The organism is Bacteroides sp. BFG-637, assembly GCF_024793605.1.
In the GTDB taxonomy this organism is placed as follows: domain Bacteria; phylum Bacteroidota; class Bacteroidia; order Bacteroidales; family Bacteroidaceae; genus Bacteroides; species Bacteroides vicugnae.
In genome coordinates, this window is the sequence record NZ_JANUPD010000002.1 from 3,545,851 (window position 1) to 3,563,766 (window position 17,916).

The window sequence follows — 17,916 nt, forward strand, 5'->3', positions numbered from 1 at the left end:
TTTTAGTATTTTCGTTTGTTGTGTCTTCCCGGATTATATTTCTCGAATCCGGCTGCTGTTATCGCTTTTTTCAAACGTTTTTCGGCTTTGAATACAACATTCTTCACCTCTATGGATTCTGCACGGTGGTTTTCACCTGGTTCTTTGTCTTCGCAGAAACTGCCGTTCAGAGAAAAACTGCCGAAATCATCCAGATTGACAATATTTCCATCTTTCAGAATGGCCTCTATTCCCTCCAGTACCATACTTAGATTTTTGTATGCGTCGCCTTTGGTGATATTGTTTTTGTCAGCTAAGTATTCAACAAAAGCTTTGGTATCCAAAGTGTCCCATGATAATAGTTGTACCCGTACATTCGTTTCTTTGTCGCCGGTAAAAGTATCCGCAAAACGAGTGGTTTTATAAAGTATGCTCATAAATCTAATTTCTTTTAGATGACTATTATGTATTGCAGTTGAGTAAATCCAGAAATGGACTTGTGTAACTGGGTGGTTGCACAAGTATAGCTGAATGGTTGCTCAAGTGCAACAGATTAATTCATGCGGATGAATTTGCTAAAAGATAAGGGGGAATTATTAATATATCGAGTAGAACTAATTACATCTTCCTTATGAATTGGTAAAAACATCTTGTCGATTAAGACAGTACAAAGATAGGGATAATAATGTTTATTCTATTTAAAGAAGTATAGAAATTTATATATTAGTAGATAATATAAGAAATACAAACAATATTGTTCTTCATTCGTAAGAAATATGCAGATTATATTATTATACTCTTTTTAGAGGGATATGCTAATTTATGTCCTCTTCCTATCTATCTCGTTTTCACATTTTCTGTCATCAAGAATAGTACCATTGTCTATATCTTCATTATATTTTTAAACAATACTCTTCATAATAAGTGTCATTCTTATAATTGTTTTGTCAATTTTGTGACTTTCTCTCTAATGTCAAGTCTTGATCAGATAGATTCCTCTTAATCATAAATATTCGTAGTACTTTCATTGAATAATCTATACATGTGTGGATTGGCGGAATAAAAGCTAATCTAATGGAAGAATGTGATGAGCGAAATTTAATATTAAAAAATAGAAATGATTGAATTATGGCAAACAATGAAAAAATATGGGCAATAGCGAGAAACGCGGCATTTCGGGTTGATTTTATAACAAATGGAAGAGAATTGCATTTGTACACGACTGCGATTTATTCTGCTATGATGTGGGGTTGGGGCAAACGTATTGAAGAGAAAGAAAAAGAAGCCCTGCAAAATGACAAGTTAATGAAGTAATAACACTAAAAACTAATATGATGATTAATGACTTTTTTAGAATAGGAGAATTGATATCTGTACATATACAGAAATCTGAATTAGAGAGGAAAGAAGCAGAGCTGGCTACTCCAATGCTTACTGACTTGGAACATATTCCGCAGATATTCGAATGGTTCTGCGAATTATCTGGTGATAGTGGAGATGGAGGTAAACTTAATACTGATAGAAAAATGCAATTTCTTATTATCATTATGTTCTTTTATTCCCCTATTAGCTTGACCGGGCATAGAATACCAAATGGCATCCGGGATATATTGACGGAATTATTAGGTTATAAGTCTAAGTCCGCAGTGTCCAATCATTTAAAAAATCTGGTACCCACTTATGATAATTATAGAATGTTTAGAGAAGAGGTAGATCTTCTTTATGCCAGTATACGGAGTCGTTTAGAAGATCGGGGAATGCTGCCTTACATTCTTATTTTGTGACTTTTGTTGAGATGTCACGGCTAGGAGGACTGAAAATAGCTCCGTTGTTAATAATGGCAGTACTTTTACCATCGAATTAGAAAACGAGGTTTCTGCAGAAACTGCAAAAAAGGAAAGATCAAAAGCTAGCTTTTTTATATATAATTTATTTAATTAAAAATTTAAACAATTTGAATTATGGCACAATTATCTTGGGGAAAACCCACAATTGAGTTTGGAAAATGTGGAGCTAATGGAGCTGCACCTACAACATGGACAGAACTTGCGTACGACCCGGTTGAAAGTTCAACCAAACTAACTCCTACCAAAGGTGAAAAGAAGGAAGCTAAGGTAGAAGGAGGCGAAAATGAAGCTGTTAAGTATGCAAGAAACACCTATGCATTCGAGTTTGAAATCCGTGCAGCGAAAGGCCGTCAGAAACCGATCGAAGATTCAGATGGAGTAGTTGAGGGCGAATACGCTTTCCGCCTTACTCCGGAAGATGCAACTTGCGAAGGTATTCTGATAGAGCGCTCTGTAGTTTCTCTCGAGGAATCTTATGACACTGCCGAGGGTAAGAAATGGAAATATACCGTAGACGTGTTGAAACCTAACGAAGGCGATCAGGTGAAACCTTACACACCTTCTGCTGAAGAAGGAAAGTAATTTTATTTTTTTTTGTTAACGAAGAGCGCTAGTGCTGGCCACAGCGCTCTTTTTTATATAAATATATTGCTATGAGTTTTAATAAAGAGATGGAATTAAGTATATCCGATGCTATTATTGAGAAACCTATTCGTTTTAGTGTTGGCAAGTCTAAATTATGCCTTTATCCGCCCACGCTTGGAAAGATGCAAATATTGAAGAATCTGTATTTTTCTATGGATGTGAATATGAAGCTTTTGTCAATTAATCCATTGGCTGAAACGTTGAGAGTCTGTACGGAGAAATCAGATATAGTTTGTCAAATTATAGCTTATTCTACGTCCGATGGTAAGAAAAGTGTTTTAGATATAGAGAAAATTCTTCATCGTGCCAAGTTTTTTGAGGATAATATATCGGTGGAGGACATGGCTACGATTCTGACTATTATTCTTTCAAATGACAAGATTGAAGAGTTTATTCAGTATTTTGGGATAGATGCCGACCGGGAAATGAAGACTCAAATCAGTCGGATTAAAGGGGAAGGTAGTAGTATCGTAAGCATCCGATAAAGTACCCGTTTTCTCTGTCATATTTTCATAGCACCTTTGCCTGTGCAATATTGCATGAACTTCTAACATATTTTCATTATGACAAAAGAACAATTTACCTCTTTACAGGAACTGCATCGTTTAAGCGGTCTGAGTCTTCTGAAATTTCTGCAACGTGAACATGTCAGTTACTCCACGTACAATTATTGGAAACGTAAATCTTCCAGTGTTCCCGATCACGAGACATCTGCTCCCCAATCAGTCTTAGCCCCCATCAGCCTGACGTCCCCCTGTATTGCTTCCTCCTCTTCTGTTTCCGGAATGACCCTGTTGTTTCCTAATGGCGTCCGTGCCCATTTGGGTGCCGGTATGGAAGAGGCCGCTTCCCGTTTGATTAACCAATACGCCTGTTGCCATGTTCTGCCTGAATGATACGATGCGGTATTTTCTCTGCCCCGGCAGGACTGATATGCGCAAGGGTATCAGTTCTCTCTGCGGTGTGGTACACGAGCGTATGGGCTGCAGTGTCAGGAACGGTGATGTATTCATCTTCATTGGCAGCAGCCGTAAATTGATGAAGCTTCTCCATGCCGAGGATGGCGGTCTGGTGATGTATGTCAAGCGCCTTGAAGCCGGTCATTTCAAGATTCCCGAATATGACGAGAAATCGCGCAGCTATCCGATGGAATGGCGCGATCTTGTCATTATGGTGGAAGGAATCCGTGAATCTCCCGGGCAGCGTTTGAGACGTCTGAGGGCGGAACGAAATGTATATACTGTATAAAAATAGATGTCGTATTCCTTGTCTGTCCGGGATATATTTTGTACATTTATAGTGTAATTAAAAGAAACGGATTATGACTCAGGAAGAGATGCTTTCACAGATGAACTCAATGCTGCAGTCCCTGCAGCAGGTGAACGCATCCCAGGCTGAGACCATTATCAGGCTTACCCGGCAGAATGAATCCTTACAGAACCGTCTCAATGAGCTGACGGCTCAAGTCGCATGGCTGAACCGCCAGCTTTTCGGTCACAAGTCAGAGAAACTCCCGTCTCTTGATTCCAACCAGCCTGACCTGTTCGGTGACTTTCTTCCTGATAACGCGGCTGAACTGGAAAAAGCGCGTGAAGTAGCGGTGCAGACAATCACAAAAGAAACGGTGGAGAGCAAGAAACGGGAACGGAATAACCGCAGGATAATGGAAGGTCTTCCCGTACTTGAAAGGGTAATCATCGAGCCGGAAGACATTGACCTGGAACTGTACAGGAAGATTGGTGAGGAAGTGACCCGTGTGGTGGAACATAAGCCCGGACAACTTTATATAAAGGAGATTGTACGGCCCAAATATGCCCTTAAAGACAACACTTCACTTCCACCGGTCGGCAGAAAAGGAGTGGAGATAGCCGCCATGCCGCTGTTGCCTATATACAAAGGAATAGCGGGACCTACACTTTTGGCGGAGATACTCCTGCAGAAATATGAGTATCATCTTCCCTTCTACCGCCAGGTGAAACAGTTGCATCACCTGGGCTTCAAAGCTAGTGAAAGTACCATAGACGGATGGTTCAAGCCTGCGGTTGAACTTCTCAAGCCACTTTACGAGGTACTCAGGCAGGAAATCATGAAATCCGACTACATACAGGGGGATGAAACGACCGTACCTGTACTGGACAAGGCAGGACATCAGACCAACAAGGAATACTTGTGGATGGTCAGGGCGGTAGTCGAACGACTGGTGCTTTTCCATTATGACAAAGGATCACGGTCAGGTACGGTGATAGGGCAACTGGCTAAAGACTTCAAGGGTTATTTCCAATGTGACGGCTTTGAGGGTTACGAATCGGCTTTCAAGGTCAACCCGAATGTGCGCCTTGTTAACTGCATGGCTCATATACGCAGGTATTTTGAGCAGGCACTTGCTGAAAACAGGCAGATGGCGGAACATGCCTTAAAAGAAATACAGCTTCTATATCGCATAGAACATGACTGTGACCAGAAGCAGCTTACAGAAAATGAACGAATGGGAAAACGTCAGGAACTTGCCGGACCTATTATGGATGCCTTGAAGCTATGGATGGAAACAGAAGGGATAAAATACAGCCCAAACAGCCTGACCGGAAAGGCGATAACCTATGCCTATACCCGCTGGGAGAATATGATGAGGTATCTGCAGGATGGACGTATCCATATTGATAACAATCTGGCGGAAAATGCCATCCGACCAATCACATTGGGTAGAAAGAACTACTTGTTCTGTGGAGACCATCAGGCGGCCGTCAGCATGAGTGTCGTCTGTTCGTTACTGGCTACGTGCAAAGCGCATAAAGTAAATCCGCGCACTTATCTGAATGACGTTATAGCAAGAATGCCATATATGCAGAAGGCAAATTATGAGGAACTGCTACAAATGTTGCCACACAAATGGAAGGAAAAGAATAAAGAATGATGGAGATACAACGATAGATGGCTGCTTACCAGGAAAGGAGATACAGCCATTTTTTATAGTGTACTTTATCGGATGCTTACGCCACACAAATGGAAGGAAAAGAATAAAGAATGATGGAGATACAACGATAGATGGCTGCTTACCAGGAAAGGAGATACAGCCATTTTTTATAGTGTACTTTATCGGATGCTTACGTAGTATCACTTTCGGAGGAAAAAGTATCTATGGACTATTAATTGACTTTGCTTGCCAGCGTTATGGCTGGACAATGGATTATGTGCTTTGGGGAATTAGTTATGTGAATCTAAATATGCTGTTTGCAGATGCTATCACCACCGTGTATCTAAGTGATGAAGAACGAAAAAAACTGGGACGTGGTGATGGGAGAATGGTTGATGCAGATGATCCTAAGAATAGGGATTTGATTAGGAAGATGATTAGTGAATGATGTCTTGGATATTATAGCCTACATCTCAAGTATTAATAGTCTACACATTGAGTATTAATACTTGAGATGTAGATTATATGCATTTTTAGTTTTTCGGTGTATACATTATGATAATGCCAGACGCTCCGATTGATAATGAAACAAATTTATTATAATTGCTGCTATTTCCATCAATAAAATAGAAAACATCTTCCTTTTGAAATGCAGCCTGGTATCTTTCTATCAAAAAATCCATAATAACAGAACTGTATGAGGATTTCACTAATGCTCCAGCTCCGTTCATTTTGCCATCCTTGAAAGCATATGCTATTTCGCTTGCTGCGCTTCCGCTATTACCACGATATTTGATTGTTGTGCTTGTTTCGGATAGTAATTCTCTATTTTCTCTTCCTTTTAATTCTGCTTTTGTTATTCCGAAATCTAAAATGGGTTCGCTATAGGTGTTATATTTAGGAGCAACTTCTACTGCACATTTTACTTCTTCAGTACCGTTAGAAGCTACAATAAATGTTTTTCCTACATGCTTCCCTTCAATTACTCCATTTTCATTTACGCTGGCAACAAAATCATTTTCTGAAGTCCATTCAACTTTCCCTGATGCTTTTAGCTGTTCAGTTGTTTTATAATTCAGTGTGACAGTGGATTTGTTCAATGATAGTTTAGCGTTATCATCATCGCTGCTACATCCATACAAGAACAGAAATGCCAATACAGGTAATAAAAATAATACTTTTCTCATGTTTTTATGTTTTTATTTGTAAATAATAATTTTATTAAAACGATTCTATATAAAGAAGTTATATCAGATTCATTACTAACAAATCCATTTTACAGCTTCTTCCATATTTAGGCTTTGAAGATTTATTGCCATCCGTGTAAGTGATTACTCCGTCATCTGTAACAGATTCAGCACTTTTGCTATTGTCGATACTCTTGTTTTCATTCACGAAGATATATACAAAGCTTGTTTTGATATTTCTTTTTCGTAATTTTTCCATTTAGTGTACATGTTTACGTGATTTTTTTATTTAGTTAATTCGTCATCTTTTGAATAATTAGTTATCAATATAGGCAATAGAGCCAATAGGAAGAGTTCTTTTTTCATTGTTTTATATTTGAAATTAGTTTTGTTTGAGTAATATTTTTTTTAGTTTTGGAGTATAAATCTGTTTGTTTTATTGTATTAATAATTATGTAATTATTTCCTGAGACAAAGGTAGTGATATATTTTCTAATTTAGTCGTTATTGAAAAAAAATATATTAAATCTTCCACTTTTGTATAAGTGATAGGTGTTTGTTGTGTATATATGTCCAAGATATTGGCTATATATACACAACGTGCTGGATATATATGTCCAATACGTTGGACATATATGCGCAGTATGTTCAAAGTTAATGATGTAATGGATAGTCCCCAAAATATCAGAATCCTGTTTTTCATTTACACAAAATTATGAACAGTGCTTTCTAAATAGATTGATGCCATAACTTTTAGTTATTTTATCGATTTCGTTTGTCTTATTTGTTTTTACTTGTAGCTTACCTTCTTGTCCTTTGTGAGTAGGTTCTTATAAACGGAATAATCAACTTCGAAATATGTGTAGTCTATTAGCTCTGGTAAGGCCTTAGGATATAAAATGAATCGTACAACGTCCTGACCGTCAGAATCTGTGATACGTTTCAAAACTATAAAATTAATAGGTGGATAGTCTTTTTTCCATTCTTTGTTAGCATATTCTTCTCCGTATGCTCTTTTATTGGATTTATATAGTGTTTCTGTGGCAGAGAGAAGCGTTTCTCCTAAACTCAAAAAGAATGGAAATGAGTATTCTGCGTGTCCTTTATACATACTATGGTAGAAGCGTGGTATAATTGAGAGTGTCTGATTGGTAGCAAGCGATGATAAATGGCTATAATCATCATCAGAAAGTAATGCTGCCATTATTGTTCGTGAATACATCCATTCTTTTTTCAATGCAGGATAGCGCCAAGAATATCTATAAAAGTCCAAAAAAAGATAACGCTTATTATTATATTCTCCTATGAATATGCTGTTGAAATTTTCGATAGCTACTCCTTCGCCAAGATATATGCGTTTTGTGTTTTTGCGACTTTCCCAGCGTCCCGTTTTACTGTTTTGTTGCCAATATAGGGCAGATTTTATTTCTTTAGATTTATAAGATAGCGCTGTAGGATCACTATTAGTTCTGCTTTGGGCATTGCCAACTAAAGAGACTATAGTAGCTATAAATAGAAGAAAAAATACTTTTTTCATGGAATTATTTATTTTCAGAGTTATGGTGATGAGACATACACATAATTGTTCTTTTGTTTTTATAATACTTTATTTAGAATGAATTATTTCTTATTTTTTCAGTTTCTTCTTTTTGTTTTTGTTCTTCTCTTTTTTCTTTGTCTGTCATGACATGCTGCTTTTGGGGGAACTTGCTATTGTCTATATATACATGGTAGTAGAATTTGACTTCACTGCTTAATTCTCCTAATACTATTGTTATCGTCTTATCTCCTATTTGAAATTTGGCGTATTCAAATTCTTCACCGGAATTAAATTCGGAGATATTGACTTTACTCTTCTTATATGAAGGTTCTCCATATTTTTCTGTGAATTTTTTGATAAATATATCACAATCACTCACTAGATCATTAATGCTATTTGCTGTTGGATTATATGAGTCGATGTATATTCTATATAATTCATTTTCTTTGAATTCACCCCAAAAAGCTGCCAGATTATTTAATCCAAAAGCTCTTTTAAAATTTCGTTCGCGTTCGAATTCCATACTAATACTGTCATCATACTTATTTCCCCCTTTGAATATTTCGGTAGCCAATGCTTCTCTCATGCTCATCCCAAATTTAACATCTCCCCATGCAATTAGGGCAAGCGAGTCGTTTCTTACTTTCTTTAAAGAGTCTTGTATTTCTTGATTCCTTATTTCTGCTGCTGTGAGCTGTGGATTTGATTCTTGAGATACTACTTGTTCTTTTGGCTTTTGGTTACAACCAATTGTTAGTAATATTGTTAAAAGCAATAATGATACTTTTTTCATGGAATTATTTATTTATAGTTATAATAATGGAGTATAATCATGATTGTTCTTTTGTTTTTCTAATACTTTATTTAGAATGAATTATTTCTTATTTTTTCAGTTTCTTCTTTTTGTTTTTGTTCTTCTCTTTTTTCTTTCTCTGTCATAACATGCTTCTTTTTGGGGAACTTGCTATTGTCTATATATATATGGTAATAGAATCTGACGTCACTTCTTAGTTCTCCTAATTCTATTGCTATCATCTTATCTCCTATTTGAAATTTAGCATATACAAAATTTTCTTCGGGATTGAATTCAGAGATATCAATCTTACTATTTTTATATGAAGGAGCTCCATACTTTTCTGTGAACTTTTTGATAAATATATCACAATCCTTCACTAAATCATCAATTCTACTCGCTGTTAGATATTTTGATTTGATATATATTCTGTATAATTCCTTATCCTTGAATTCAGCCCAAACACCTGAAGGATTTTCTAATCCAAAAGCTTTTTTAAAATTTTGTTCGCGACTGAATTCCATTGCAATACTGTCATCGTATTTTTTTCCCCCTTTAAACGTTTCAGTAGCTAATACCTCTTTCATGCTCATCCCAAATTTAGCATCTCCCCATGCAATTAGGGCAAGCGAGTCGTTTCTTACTTTCTTTAAAGAGTCTTGTATTTCTTGATTCCTTATTTCTGCTGCTGTGAGCTGTGGATTTGATTCTTGAGATACTACTTGTTCTTTTTGCTTTTGGTTACAACCAATTGTTAGTAGTATCGTTGTAAGTAGTAATAATATTTTTTTCATGATTTCATTATTAAATAAGAACAACATATGACCAATATTGAAACATAATTGTTCTTTTGTTTTTCTAATACTTTATTTAGAATGAATTATTTCTTATTTTTTCAGTTTCTTCCATACGTTTTTGTTCTTCCCTTTTTTCTTTCTCTGTTTGAATGTGTTTCTTTTTGGGGAATTTATCATTTTCTATATATATGATGTAATAATATTTATGCCCAGAACTTCTTTCTCCTAGTTTAATAGTAATACTTTTGCTCCCTATTCGGAATCTTGCATATGTAAATACTGTGCCAGCTTCGAAATTTAAAATATTGACTCTGCTGCATTGATAAGATGGATTCCCGTATTTATTAGTGAAATTATTAATGAAAATATCACAATCTGCTACTAACTCCTTAATTTTATCAGCTGTTAATTTGTATGATTCAATTTCTATTTTAGTCAATTCGTCTTCTTGAAAATAAGCCTCTAATTGGCCTACTGATAGATTTAAATTGAAGATTTCTTTTTAGCTTCCATATTTTATCAAAATCCATAGAAATTGAATTAAAGTCCTTGGAGGAATATTTGTATCCGTTTTTGAAAGATTCTGTTGCTAAAACTTCTTTAATGCTCATTCCGAATTTAGCGTCTCCCCATGCTATTAACGACAAGGAGTCAGTTCTGATTTGGTTCAGCGAGTCTTGTATTTCTTGATTTCTTTTTTCCACTCTTATAATAGAATCTGAATCTTGAGGATTTATTAGTCCTTTATTTTTATGATTGCAGCTAATTATAAGCAATATAAGTATAAGTACTGTTGCTATTTTTTTCATATAGTTGTTTTATTTATGAATTTGTTGCAAATGTACGGAATATATTTTGAAATGGATGATTGGGAGGTCGTGAAATAAGAGAATTATCTGTAAAAAGATAAATACTGTGACTATTAGAGATTAGTCATGAATAGATGATGATTTCATTTAATAATATTCAGACTTTACCATAATTTTGTTTAGTAATAATTTGAAAAATAATAAATATGGAAAATTTAAGTTTTAATATTGAAGGAAATAGTTTTGTTTTTATTCAAAAGGCGGAACAAATGCGTAATTCTATTGATGCTATAACAACGGAGACAAAAAAGGCGAGTGACGTAAGTAATGGATGGACAAATACTATGAAAAAAGCTTTTGATGTTATAGGTGGAATGGAAACATTAAAAGGTTTTGCTGACGATGTAATTCGTGTACGCTCTGAAATTCAGCAACTTGAAATTTCTTTTGCAAGTTTACTGCAAAGTAAAGAAAAGGCAGATATTTTGGTATCTCAAATGATAGCTGTTGCAGCGCAATCTCCATTTGAATTAAAAACATTGTCTGCTGGAGCAAAGCAGTTAATTGAAAGTGGTGTTGCGACTGAGCAGGTTAATGAAACTTTGCTCCGATTAGGTGATATTGCATTGGGGGTAGGAATTCCATTGGAGCGCTTGGCTGGACTTTATGGGATGGTTGTGGAACAAGGGCATTTATATAGTGACGATCTTAATCAATTTGCAGGGGCGGGTATCCCGATGCTTGAAAGTTTGGCAAGCATATTAGGAGTTACGATAGAGCAAATAGACGAAATGGTTTCTATTGGAAAAATAGGTTTTCCAGAAGTACAAAAAGTTGTAGAAATTTTAACGAATGGAGGAGGGCAATTCTATGGATTAGTGGATGAACAATCAAAAACGATTGCGGGAAAACTAAACAGTGTGAGTAGTGCATGGGATGCGATGCTCAATACGGTAGGAAAATCACAAGAAGATGTTATTAATAATTCTTTGGATGGAGTTAAATATGTATTAGAGAATTATGAGCAATTGGGGCGAACAGTCTTAGAGTTAGCAGGAGTATATGGTACTTATAAAGCGGTACTTATATCTCTAACTGCATTGGAAAAGTTACATAAAACTGTGGTAGAGCAAGCTAGGTTAGAGATGGTGCTAGCAGCAAGATCAGGAGAGATTCTGACTAAGTCACAGGCGATGTCTGCAGCAGGAACTAAATTGTTCACAGGGGCTATAAAGTCTAATACAGCGGCACTTTTAAAGAATCCTTATGTATTTGTAGCTGCTGCTATTGTTGGATTGAGTTACTCAATTTACAAAGTAACAACTGCTGAAACGGAATTGGAAAAAGCACATAAAAGATTAGGAAATGCTAATACAAATGTAGAAAAAGGTCTTTCTTCAGAAATGTCAAAATTGTCATCTTTGGAGAAGAAATTAGTAGAAGTGAAAAAAGGCTCTGAGGCATATAATAATATAAAAAAAACTATAGTAGATAATTATGGACAATATTATAAGGGCCTTGATGAAGAAATAGAGCGTGTAGGTAATCTTTCAACTGTATATTCTCAATTGGTGGAAAATATGCGTTTATCTATTGGACAGCGAAAGTTTGAATCCTTTTTTAAAGCAGAACAAGATTCATTAGATATAATTGTCAGCGGAAAGTTAGAGAAAGCATATGAAACGTTGGTTGAAAAGTATGGTAAAACTAAAGGAGTTAATCTTTATGATCAATTCTTTGATAGTACTATGCATGGAACTGCTTTGTCATCGGATGTATCAGAGGAGTTAAGAAAGGCAACTTTTTGGGAGATAAAATGGGGAAATAATGCTGAAGATGGAATTGTTGATTTCAAAAACAATGTGTTCAATTTACGTTCAGAGATAAAAAAGGAAACAAAGGCTACAGAGGTAATTCTTGATGAATATAAGGATAAGTTTAAAATAACAGATGAAGAAGTAACTCAAATATTATTCGATAAATCAAATAAAAAAGAAGTAGAAAAAAATAAATCACTTGATGAACTAATAAGGAATATACGAACGACTGAAAAAGTATTATGGAGCTCCGAAAAAATGCTCAAAAGGGAGTTGGTGATGATAATAGTTTGAAAGAGAGAATAACAGAATTAGGTGAACTAAAAGAATCTTATAGGATTAAAACAGGTTTTGATTATGAACAGAAATATAATCAGAATTTTCAATCGGATGATAATGAAGGTAAAATAAAGCGAATACGAGAACAGCAAACTTTGGATGAAGTTAATTTCATGGAGGATATGAAGAATAGAAATGCCCAAGCCGAAATTGATGCTATGGATGAAGGGGAAGAAAAGAAACTGGCTCAGCTAAAATTTAATCATCAAAAAGAAATAGATGAACTTAAAAAATTTAAAGCAGACTATCTTCAAAAGAAAATAGATACGGAAAAGGCGATATTTGAGGCTAATCCAGAGAAGAATAAAGGTCAATCTTTTGATTCGTCGAAAATATCTTTGAATCAAGAAGAAGAAAGGATGTTTAATAATTTAGAGAACCAAACTATAAAAAAACAAGGAAATGAAACTTCTTTGTATTATAAAGATTTGTTGTCAAAATATCAAGGTTATGCGGAGAAACGTCTGACTATAGAAGATAAATTCAAGAAAGAAAGAGATTCGCTGGTTAAAGCTGGAGCTTCAAAAGAAACTTTGGGAGAACATGATTATCAGAAAGAAGAGGCTTTAAAAGCTGTTGATAGTGAATTTGCAATGCGCGAAGATTCTTTTAAGGCTTGGACTGATAATATCGCAAATCTCAGTTTGGAGGAACTGAAAAAATCATTGTTTCAAGCCGAGCAAGAACTTCAACGATCTCAATTTTTACATCCTAATGATCCCAATTTAGCTGTTCAACGATCAAAGATAACTTCGTTAAAAAATGAAGTTAATGAGAGAGAAAGGGAGACGAAACCCTCTCCAGGAAAACGAAGTATAGAAGAATGGCAAAATCTATATCAAACACTAAGTAAGGTAGAGAGAGAATTTGATGAAATAGGTGCTGCTGTTGGTGGTACAGCCGGAGAGATTATATCTGCTGCAGGTGGTATTACATCATCTACTCTCCAAATGATAGATGGAATAGTGACTTTGGCAACAGGATCTGCGTCTGCTATGAGTAGTACTTCACAAGCTGCATCGAAATCTATACAAACAGTAGAGAAGGCTTCTGTAATTTTAGCTATAATCGGAGCTGCGTTGCAGATAGCTACGAAGATTGCAAATATGTTTGGTGCCGATTACTCTGATTATAATGCAGCAAAAGAGAATTATGAGAATTATGTGAAAGTCCTTGATGTTGTTATTGGTAAACAAAAGGAATTACTAGAAACATTGACGGGGAAAGCTGCTGTTGAGGCCTCGCAAAGTGCATTAGGATTAATAGAGAAACAGGCAAATGCCGCGCGGACACTTGGTAAAGAACGTCTGAATGCAGGTGCAAGTGCCGGTTCACATTCTATTGGGGTTCGCATAAAAGATGGTATGTCCAGAGAGGGATGGAATGAAGCGGAGAAAGCCATTGGTACGAGTGCATATAATCAGATAAGGGATGGACGTATGACCGGATTGTTTGATCTCTCTGTTGAACAATTGGAGAAGCTTCAGATGGAAGCTCCAACATTCTGGGCTAAGTTAGATGGGGATGTGAGTGATTACTTGGAACAAATAATTGCTTGTAATGATAAGACCGAAGAAATGCATGATCTGTTGAACCAATCGTTGACACAAACGTCTTTTGATGATGTTTATAGTAGTTTTCTTGATGCTCTTTCTGATATGGGAACCTCTTCTGAAGAATTTGCGGATAATTTTGAGAAATATATGCAGAAAGCCATTTTGAATTCGATGCTTGTCGATAAGTATAAATCTAGAATTAATGCATGGTATGAAGCATTTGCTAAAGCTAATGATGATGATGCGGGGATAACTACTACGGAATATGAAAATTTGCAGCGTGATTGGAATGCTATCGTTTCAGATGCTATGGCTGAACGCAATGCTTTAATGGAGCAATTTGATTGGGCTTCTGAAAGTTCGTCTTCGCAATCTTCTAGCCAAACAGGCTTTGCTGCTATGTCACAGGATACAGGGGAAGAATTGAACGGACGCTTTACTGCTTTACAAATTTCAAATGAAGAAATTAAAAATTCGATGTTGTTTGTTTTGGGTAGTTTATCTTCTTTGTGCACGACTGCTTCTGATGGAAATATTCTTTTAATGGAAATGAGAAATTTGGCAGTCATGTCTAATGGGCATTTGGAGGATATTGCAAAATATACTAAAGTGATGCTAGGGTTTGGAGAGAAATTGGATAATATAGATAGAAATACACAAAAAATATAAAGATATGAAAGATGAATTATACCTTAACGGCAAAGATGCCTACACTACTTGGGGAATTAGTATGGATGATACCTCATTGTCAGAATTAATGACACCTGTTTCTAATAAAGTGTTTATTGAGAATGAAAGTAGATTAGAACACGGAAAACAAGTTATTGTGACGAAATCTAAACTGGATACAAGAAACTTGACTCTTAACATAAACTTGGTAGCTTCCAATGAACAGCAGTTTTTTGAAAGGTACAATAGCTTTTGTGAAGAATTGGCTACAGGAATGCTTGAAGTTAGAACTAAGTATCAACCGAATGTTGTGTACAGGACAATATATCAATCGTGTAGCCAGTTTAGTCAGTTTATGCGTGGTATTGGCAAGTTCACTCTTAAACTTTATGAACCAAATCCTAATGATAGAACAATATGATAGTAGATATTAAAGATGTAACCGGAAATATTCGTTTTTCTACTCCAATAAACAAGGGATCAAAGCGTAAATTCACGTTGATGCAAGAAGACTATATAACTTTAAAGTTCTCTTTGGATAATCCTGTTTATTTCAATTTAGGAGATGGAATAGATAATGAATTGGGGATATTTGAACTTATAGATCTTTACAAACCTGTTTATAATGCAGAAACAGGAGGGTATGATTACGAACTGCGTCTTGATGCTTATTATTGGAAATGGAAGAATAAAAAGTTTTTCTATACTCCAAAGAATACAGGAAGAGAAGCTGGATGGAACATGACAGCTACTCTTGAAACTCATTTAAAAGTATTTATTGACAACTTGAATGCTCTTGGCTATAAATTCAGGGATCAGGAGTTTATTTCTAAAATAGATGATACAGTAGAGCAATCTTCCAAACTCGTATCTTATGATAATACGAATCTGATTGACGCACTTACCCAAATGGCGGAGACATGGGAGTGTGAATGGTGGATAGAAAATCATGAGATTTGTTTCGGGCGTTGTGAATATAGTTCTCCTGTTGATTTTAAGGCTGGCAACCTGACGGATACCGAGAATGTGAATGTCAACAGCATGACACGCAGTGACAGCCAGACAACTTATGCGACTCGTATTTACGCTTTTGGTTCTACACGTAATATTCCCGCTAGCTATCGGAAAAGTCTGATATTTGACGTGAAGAAGGTTAATGGACGGGATATATCTGATACAGAAAGAGCGCTTGATATATTTTTTTTCCGTCACGTGATTTAATCCCTAAAAAGACTGTAGAAGGGAAAATTGATATTGATAAAGTTATCACTAATGGAAGTCAACAATTTAAATATACTGTGATAAGTTCATTAACTAAAGGAGCTTATTCAGTATTAACGACATCTATTCCGTTTATGATTAGTGGAATAACTGGTACAGGTTCAACTGCGTATTATCCCCCTAAAGGAACGTATAATTATCAGCTGGATTTATGTTATATAAAATCTGGTACATCTCATACTATGTATAGTATCAGTGGAGAGCACTATATTGTTGATAATACAGTAAATGGCTTCAAGGATACACTTAATCTTCCCTCTTCTATTGATATAGAGGAAGATGCTGATAGTTTGGAAGCAGTACTGACAGTGAATGCACAAACTGATATAGCTCCTCGTGGTGTTTCTGCACGTATTTCATTTAATTTAATATTGGAAAATAAAGCAATTTCAACCAATACTTCGGTGACATTCCTTTCCGGTTCAAACGCTGGACAGATATTCTATGCTGTTTATAACCCAGATTTGCTAACAGGAGATAATTCAAATGTTATCCGTCTTCCCGAAGGAGTAACGGCTTCCTTAGGTGACAGATATACCATCAACAACATCATCAAAGGCAAAGTCCCTGATAGTTATTTCAGCAAGGACGATAAAGAAATGACCTTAAATGGAATTGTTCAGAAACGATTAATGTTACCAGAAGGGATTCCTTATGTTGACGCCTATCGTTATAGTCCAACAGGGGAACGTATGGACATTGATGATGAACGTTATGACGATTCGGATAACGTTGAAATGCCAAAAGAAGAAGTAGTTGAAGAGATTGTTACTTTTGAGGATGAATATCCTAAATATGTAGGTAATACCAATGTTGTTCCTGACCCTGAATGGATAGAGGAAAAAGATGAAGAAACTAAGGAGTCTACCGAAAACAAATATCCAGTTTACACATTTAAGGATACAGAACTTAAGAAATTTACATATGACTTTAAACTTAAGGGCAAAGACCTTACACTAATATTTCAGACAGGTAAACTTTCAGGTCTTGAATTTGTGATTAATATCGAAGAAAGTGATGCTACTGGAACGACTTTTAAAATTATCCGCAATGATAATTACGGGCGCTATCTTCCAGATGATACGCTTTTTCCTCAAGCGATTCATCTTGAAAACGGAAAAGATGTCCCGGCTGATACCTATATTCTTAGTGGCTTTGATACTGCGTTTATTTCTGAACAGATGCTACCTAATTCAGAACAAAGGTTGTTTGAAACGGCAAAAAAGTATATAAAAAAGTCGATGATTGATCCGTCTACTTATAATTGTGAGATGGTTCCGGAATTTATCTACAACAACGGTAATCTCCGTACATTTGAGGTTGGAGACAAAGTGAACCTTATCAATAAGGCATATTTTAAGGATGGTCGTCAATCCCGTGTTATCGGATTTGAATGGCCTTTGGATATTCCTTACGATCACCCAATTTATACAGTTGGTGAGACTGCTGCCTATTCTCGTTTGGGAGCAATTGAAAGTAAAGTGGATTCTTTGACTTATAAAGGACAGACATATAGTGGAATTAGTGTAAATGGAGGAGGTGGAACTAGTGTCTACGTGATTGGAGTAAACGATAAAACTTTGCCATCAGATAGAAATACATTTTCTTCAAAAAAGAATTATTAATGAGATCGGGGAGCGTGCTTTAAGTAAAATTAATGACGATGAAGCTACCGGGTTAATTAGTTTTTCTAAAGGATTAATTTCTGAAGAACTGATAGAAGCTAACAACGGTCTTGTTGTTCGT

General features: G+C 35.8%; 21 protein-coding genes. 13 read left to right on the top strand and 8 right to left on the bottom strand.

The window, feature by feature from the left end:
- Positions 1-2: 2 nt before the first annotated feature.
- Positions 3-416, bottom strand: a complete 414-nt coding sequence (locus tag NXX38_RS13560; RefSeq protein ID WP_195650458.1) for an HU family DNA-binding protein — start codon at positions 414-416, stop codon at positions 3-5.
- 691 nt (positions 417-1,107) lie between these two features.
- Between NXX38_RS13560 and NXX38_RS13565 the strand changes: the two genes are divergently transcribed.
- The 8 genes from NXX38_RS13565 to NXX38_RS13600 all read left to right on the top strand — a co-directional run bounded on the left by NXX38_RS13565 (position 1,108) and on the right by NXX38_RS13600 (position 5,830).
- The gene (locus NXX38_RS13565) at positions 1,108-1,293 is read left to right on the top strand and encodes a hypothetical protein (RefSeq protein WP_148364436.1); all 186 of its coding nucleotides are present in this window, start codon (positions 1,108-1,110) and stop codon (positions 1,291-1,293) included.
- 17 nt (positions 1,294-1,310) lie between these two features.
- Entirely contained in the window at positions 1,311-1,763 is a 453-nt protein-coding gene (locus NXX38_RS13570; protein WP_148364437.1) for a hypothetical protein, read from the top strand.
- A gap of 177 nt (positions 1,764-1,940) precedes the next feature.
- On the top strand, positions 1,941-2,408 hold the full coding sequence (locus tag NXX38_RS13575; RefSeq protein WP_217721635.1) for a hypothetical protein: 468 nt from the start codon (positions 1,941-1,943) through the stop codon (positions 2,406-2,408).
- A 71-nt stretch (positions 2,409-2,479) separates the two neighbouring features.
- On the top strand, positions 2,480-2,956 hold the full coding sequence (locus NXX38_RS13580; RefSeq protein WP_258979765.1) for a hypothetical protein: 477 nt from the start codon (positions 2,480-2,482) through the stop codon (positions 2,954-2,956).
- Between the two features lie 78 nt (positions 2,957-3,034).
- Positions 3,035-3,367, top strand: a complete 333-nt coding sequence (tnpA, locus tag NXX38_RS13585) for an IS66 family insertion sequence element accessory protein TnpA (RefSeq protein WP_217723764.1) — start codon at positions 3,035-3,037, stop codon at positions 3,365-3,367.
- Positions 3,351-3,719, top strand: a complete 369-nt coding sequence (gene tnpB / locus NXX38_RS13590; protein ID WP_167511782.1) for an IS66 family insertion sequence element accessory protein TnpB — start codon at positions 3,351-3,353, stop codon at positions 3,717-3,719. The genes tnpA and tnpB overlap by 17 nt, the downstream gene beginning before the upstream one ends.
- Positions 3,720-3,792: 73 nt before the next feature.
- Positions 3,793-5,382 carry an IS66 family transposase gene (tnpC, locus tag NXX38_RS13595; RefSeq protein WP_195650751.1) on the top strand — a complete coding sequence of 530 codons (1,590 nt, stop codon included), beginning with the start codon at positions 3,793-3,795 and terminating at the stop codon, positions 5,380-5,382.
- Entirely contained in the window at positions 5,327-5,830 is a 504-nt protein-coding gene (locus NXX38_RS13600) for a hypothetical protein (RefSeq protein WP_258979766.1), read from the top strand. The genes tnpC and NXX38_RS13600 overlap by 56 nt, the downstream gene beginning before the upstream one ends.
- A gap of 85 nt (positions 5,831-5,915) precedes the next feature.
- Here the strand turns inward: NXX38_RS13600 and NXX38_RS13605 are convergent, their stop codons facing one another.
- The 7 genes from NXX38_RS13605 to NXX38_RS13635 all read right to left on the bottom strand — a co-directional run bounded on the left by NXX38_RS13605 (position 5,916) and on the right by NXX38_RS13635 (position 10,508).
- On the bottom strand, positions 5,916-6,569 hold the full coding sequence (locus NXX38_RS13605; RefSeq protein WP_148364440.1) for an Ig-like domain-containing protein: 654 nt from the start codon (positions 6,567-6,569) through the stop codon (positions 5,916-5,918).
- A 58-nt stretch (positions 6,570-6,627) separates the two neighbouring features.
- A complete protein-coding gene (locus NXX38_RS13610; protein WP_148364441.1) occupies positions 6,628-6,828 on the bottom strand; it encodes a hypothetical protein in 201 nt (66 codons plus the stop codon).
- Between the two features lie 531 nt (positions 6,829-7,359).
- Positions 7,360-8,106 carry a hypothetical protein gene (locus NXX38_RS13615; RefSeq protein ID WP_148364442.1) on the bottom strand — a complete coding sequence of 249 codons (747 nt, stop codon included), beginning with the start codon at positions 8,104-8,106 and terminating at the stop codon, positions 7,360-7,362.
- A 73-nt stretch (positions 8,107-8,179) separates the two neighbouring features.
- Positions 8,180-8,902 (bottom strand): hypothetical protein, encoded by a 723-nt coding sequence (locus tag NXX38_RS13620; protein ID WP_217723172.1) that lies wholly within the window; start codon positions 8,900-8,902, stop codon positions 8,180-8,182.
- A 71-nt stretch (positions 8,903-8,973) separates the two neighbouring features.
- A complete protein-coding gene (locus NXX38_RS13625; RefSeq protein WP_258979768.1) occupies positions 8,974-9,696 on the bottom strand; it encodes a hypothetical protein in 723 nt (240 codons plus the stop codon).
- Between the two features lie 76 nt (positions 9,697-9,772).
- Positions 9,773-10,138, bottom strand: coding sequence for a hypothetical protein (locus NXX38_RS13630; RefSeq protein WP_258979770.1), 366 nt, complete (start codon positions 10,136-10,138; stop codon positions 9,773-9,775).
- Positions 10,131-10,508 (bottom strand): hypothetical protein, encoded by a 378-nt coding sequence (locus NXX38_RS13635; protein WP_258979772.1) that lies wholly within the window; start codon positions 10,506-10,508, stop codon positions 10,131-10,133. Before NXX38_RS13635 ends, NXX38_RS13630 begins: the two co-directional genes overlap by 8 nt.
- A gap of 206 nt (positions 10,509-10,714) precedes the next feature.
- On the opposite strand from NXX38_RS13635, the gene NXX38_RS13640 reads away from it, so the two are divergent.
- The 5 genes from NXX38_RS13640 (at position 10,715) to NXX38_RS13660 (ending at position 17,795) form a co-directional block, all read left to right on the top strand.
- Positions 10,715-12,619 (top strand): tape measure protein, encoded by a 1,905-nt coding sequence (locus tag NXX38_RS13640; protein WP_258979774.1) that lies wholly within the window; start codon positions 10,715-10,717, stop codon positions 12,617-12,619.
- Positions 12,568-14,889 (top strand): hypothetical protein, encoded by a 2,322-nt coding sequence (locus NXX38_RS13645; protein ID WP_258979775.1) that lies wholly within the window; start codon positions 12,568-12,570, stop codon positions 14,887-14,889. Before NXX38_RS13640 ends, NXX38_RS13645 begins: the two co-directional genes overlap by 52 nt.
- Positions 14,890-14,893: 4 nt before the next feature.
- A complete protein-coding gene (locus NXX38_RS13650; protein ID WP_148364448.1) occupies positions 14,894-15,310 on the top strand; it encodes a phage tail domain-containing protein in 417 nt (138 codons plus the stop codon).
- Complete coding sequence (locus tag NXX38_RS13655; RefSeq protein ID WP_258979777.1) at positions 15,307-16,110, top strand: hypothetical protein; 804 nt, start codon at positions 15,307-15,309, stop codon at positions 16,108-16,110. The genes NXX38_RS13650 and NXX38_RS13655 overlap by 4 nt, the downstream gene beginning before the upstream one ends.
- A 77-nt stretch (positions 16,111-16,187) precedes the next feature.
- A complete protein-coding gene (locus tag NXX38_RS13660) occupies positions 16,188-17,795 on the top strand; it encodes a hypothetical protein (protein WP_258979779.1) in 1,608 nt (535 codons plus the stop codon).
- Positions 17,796-17,916: the final 121 nt, after the last annotated feature.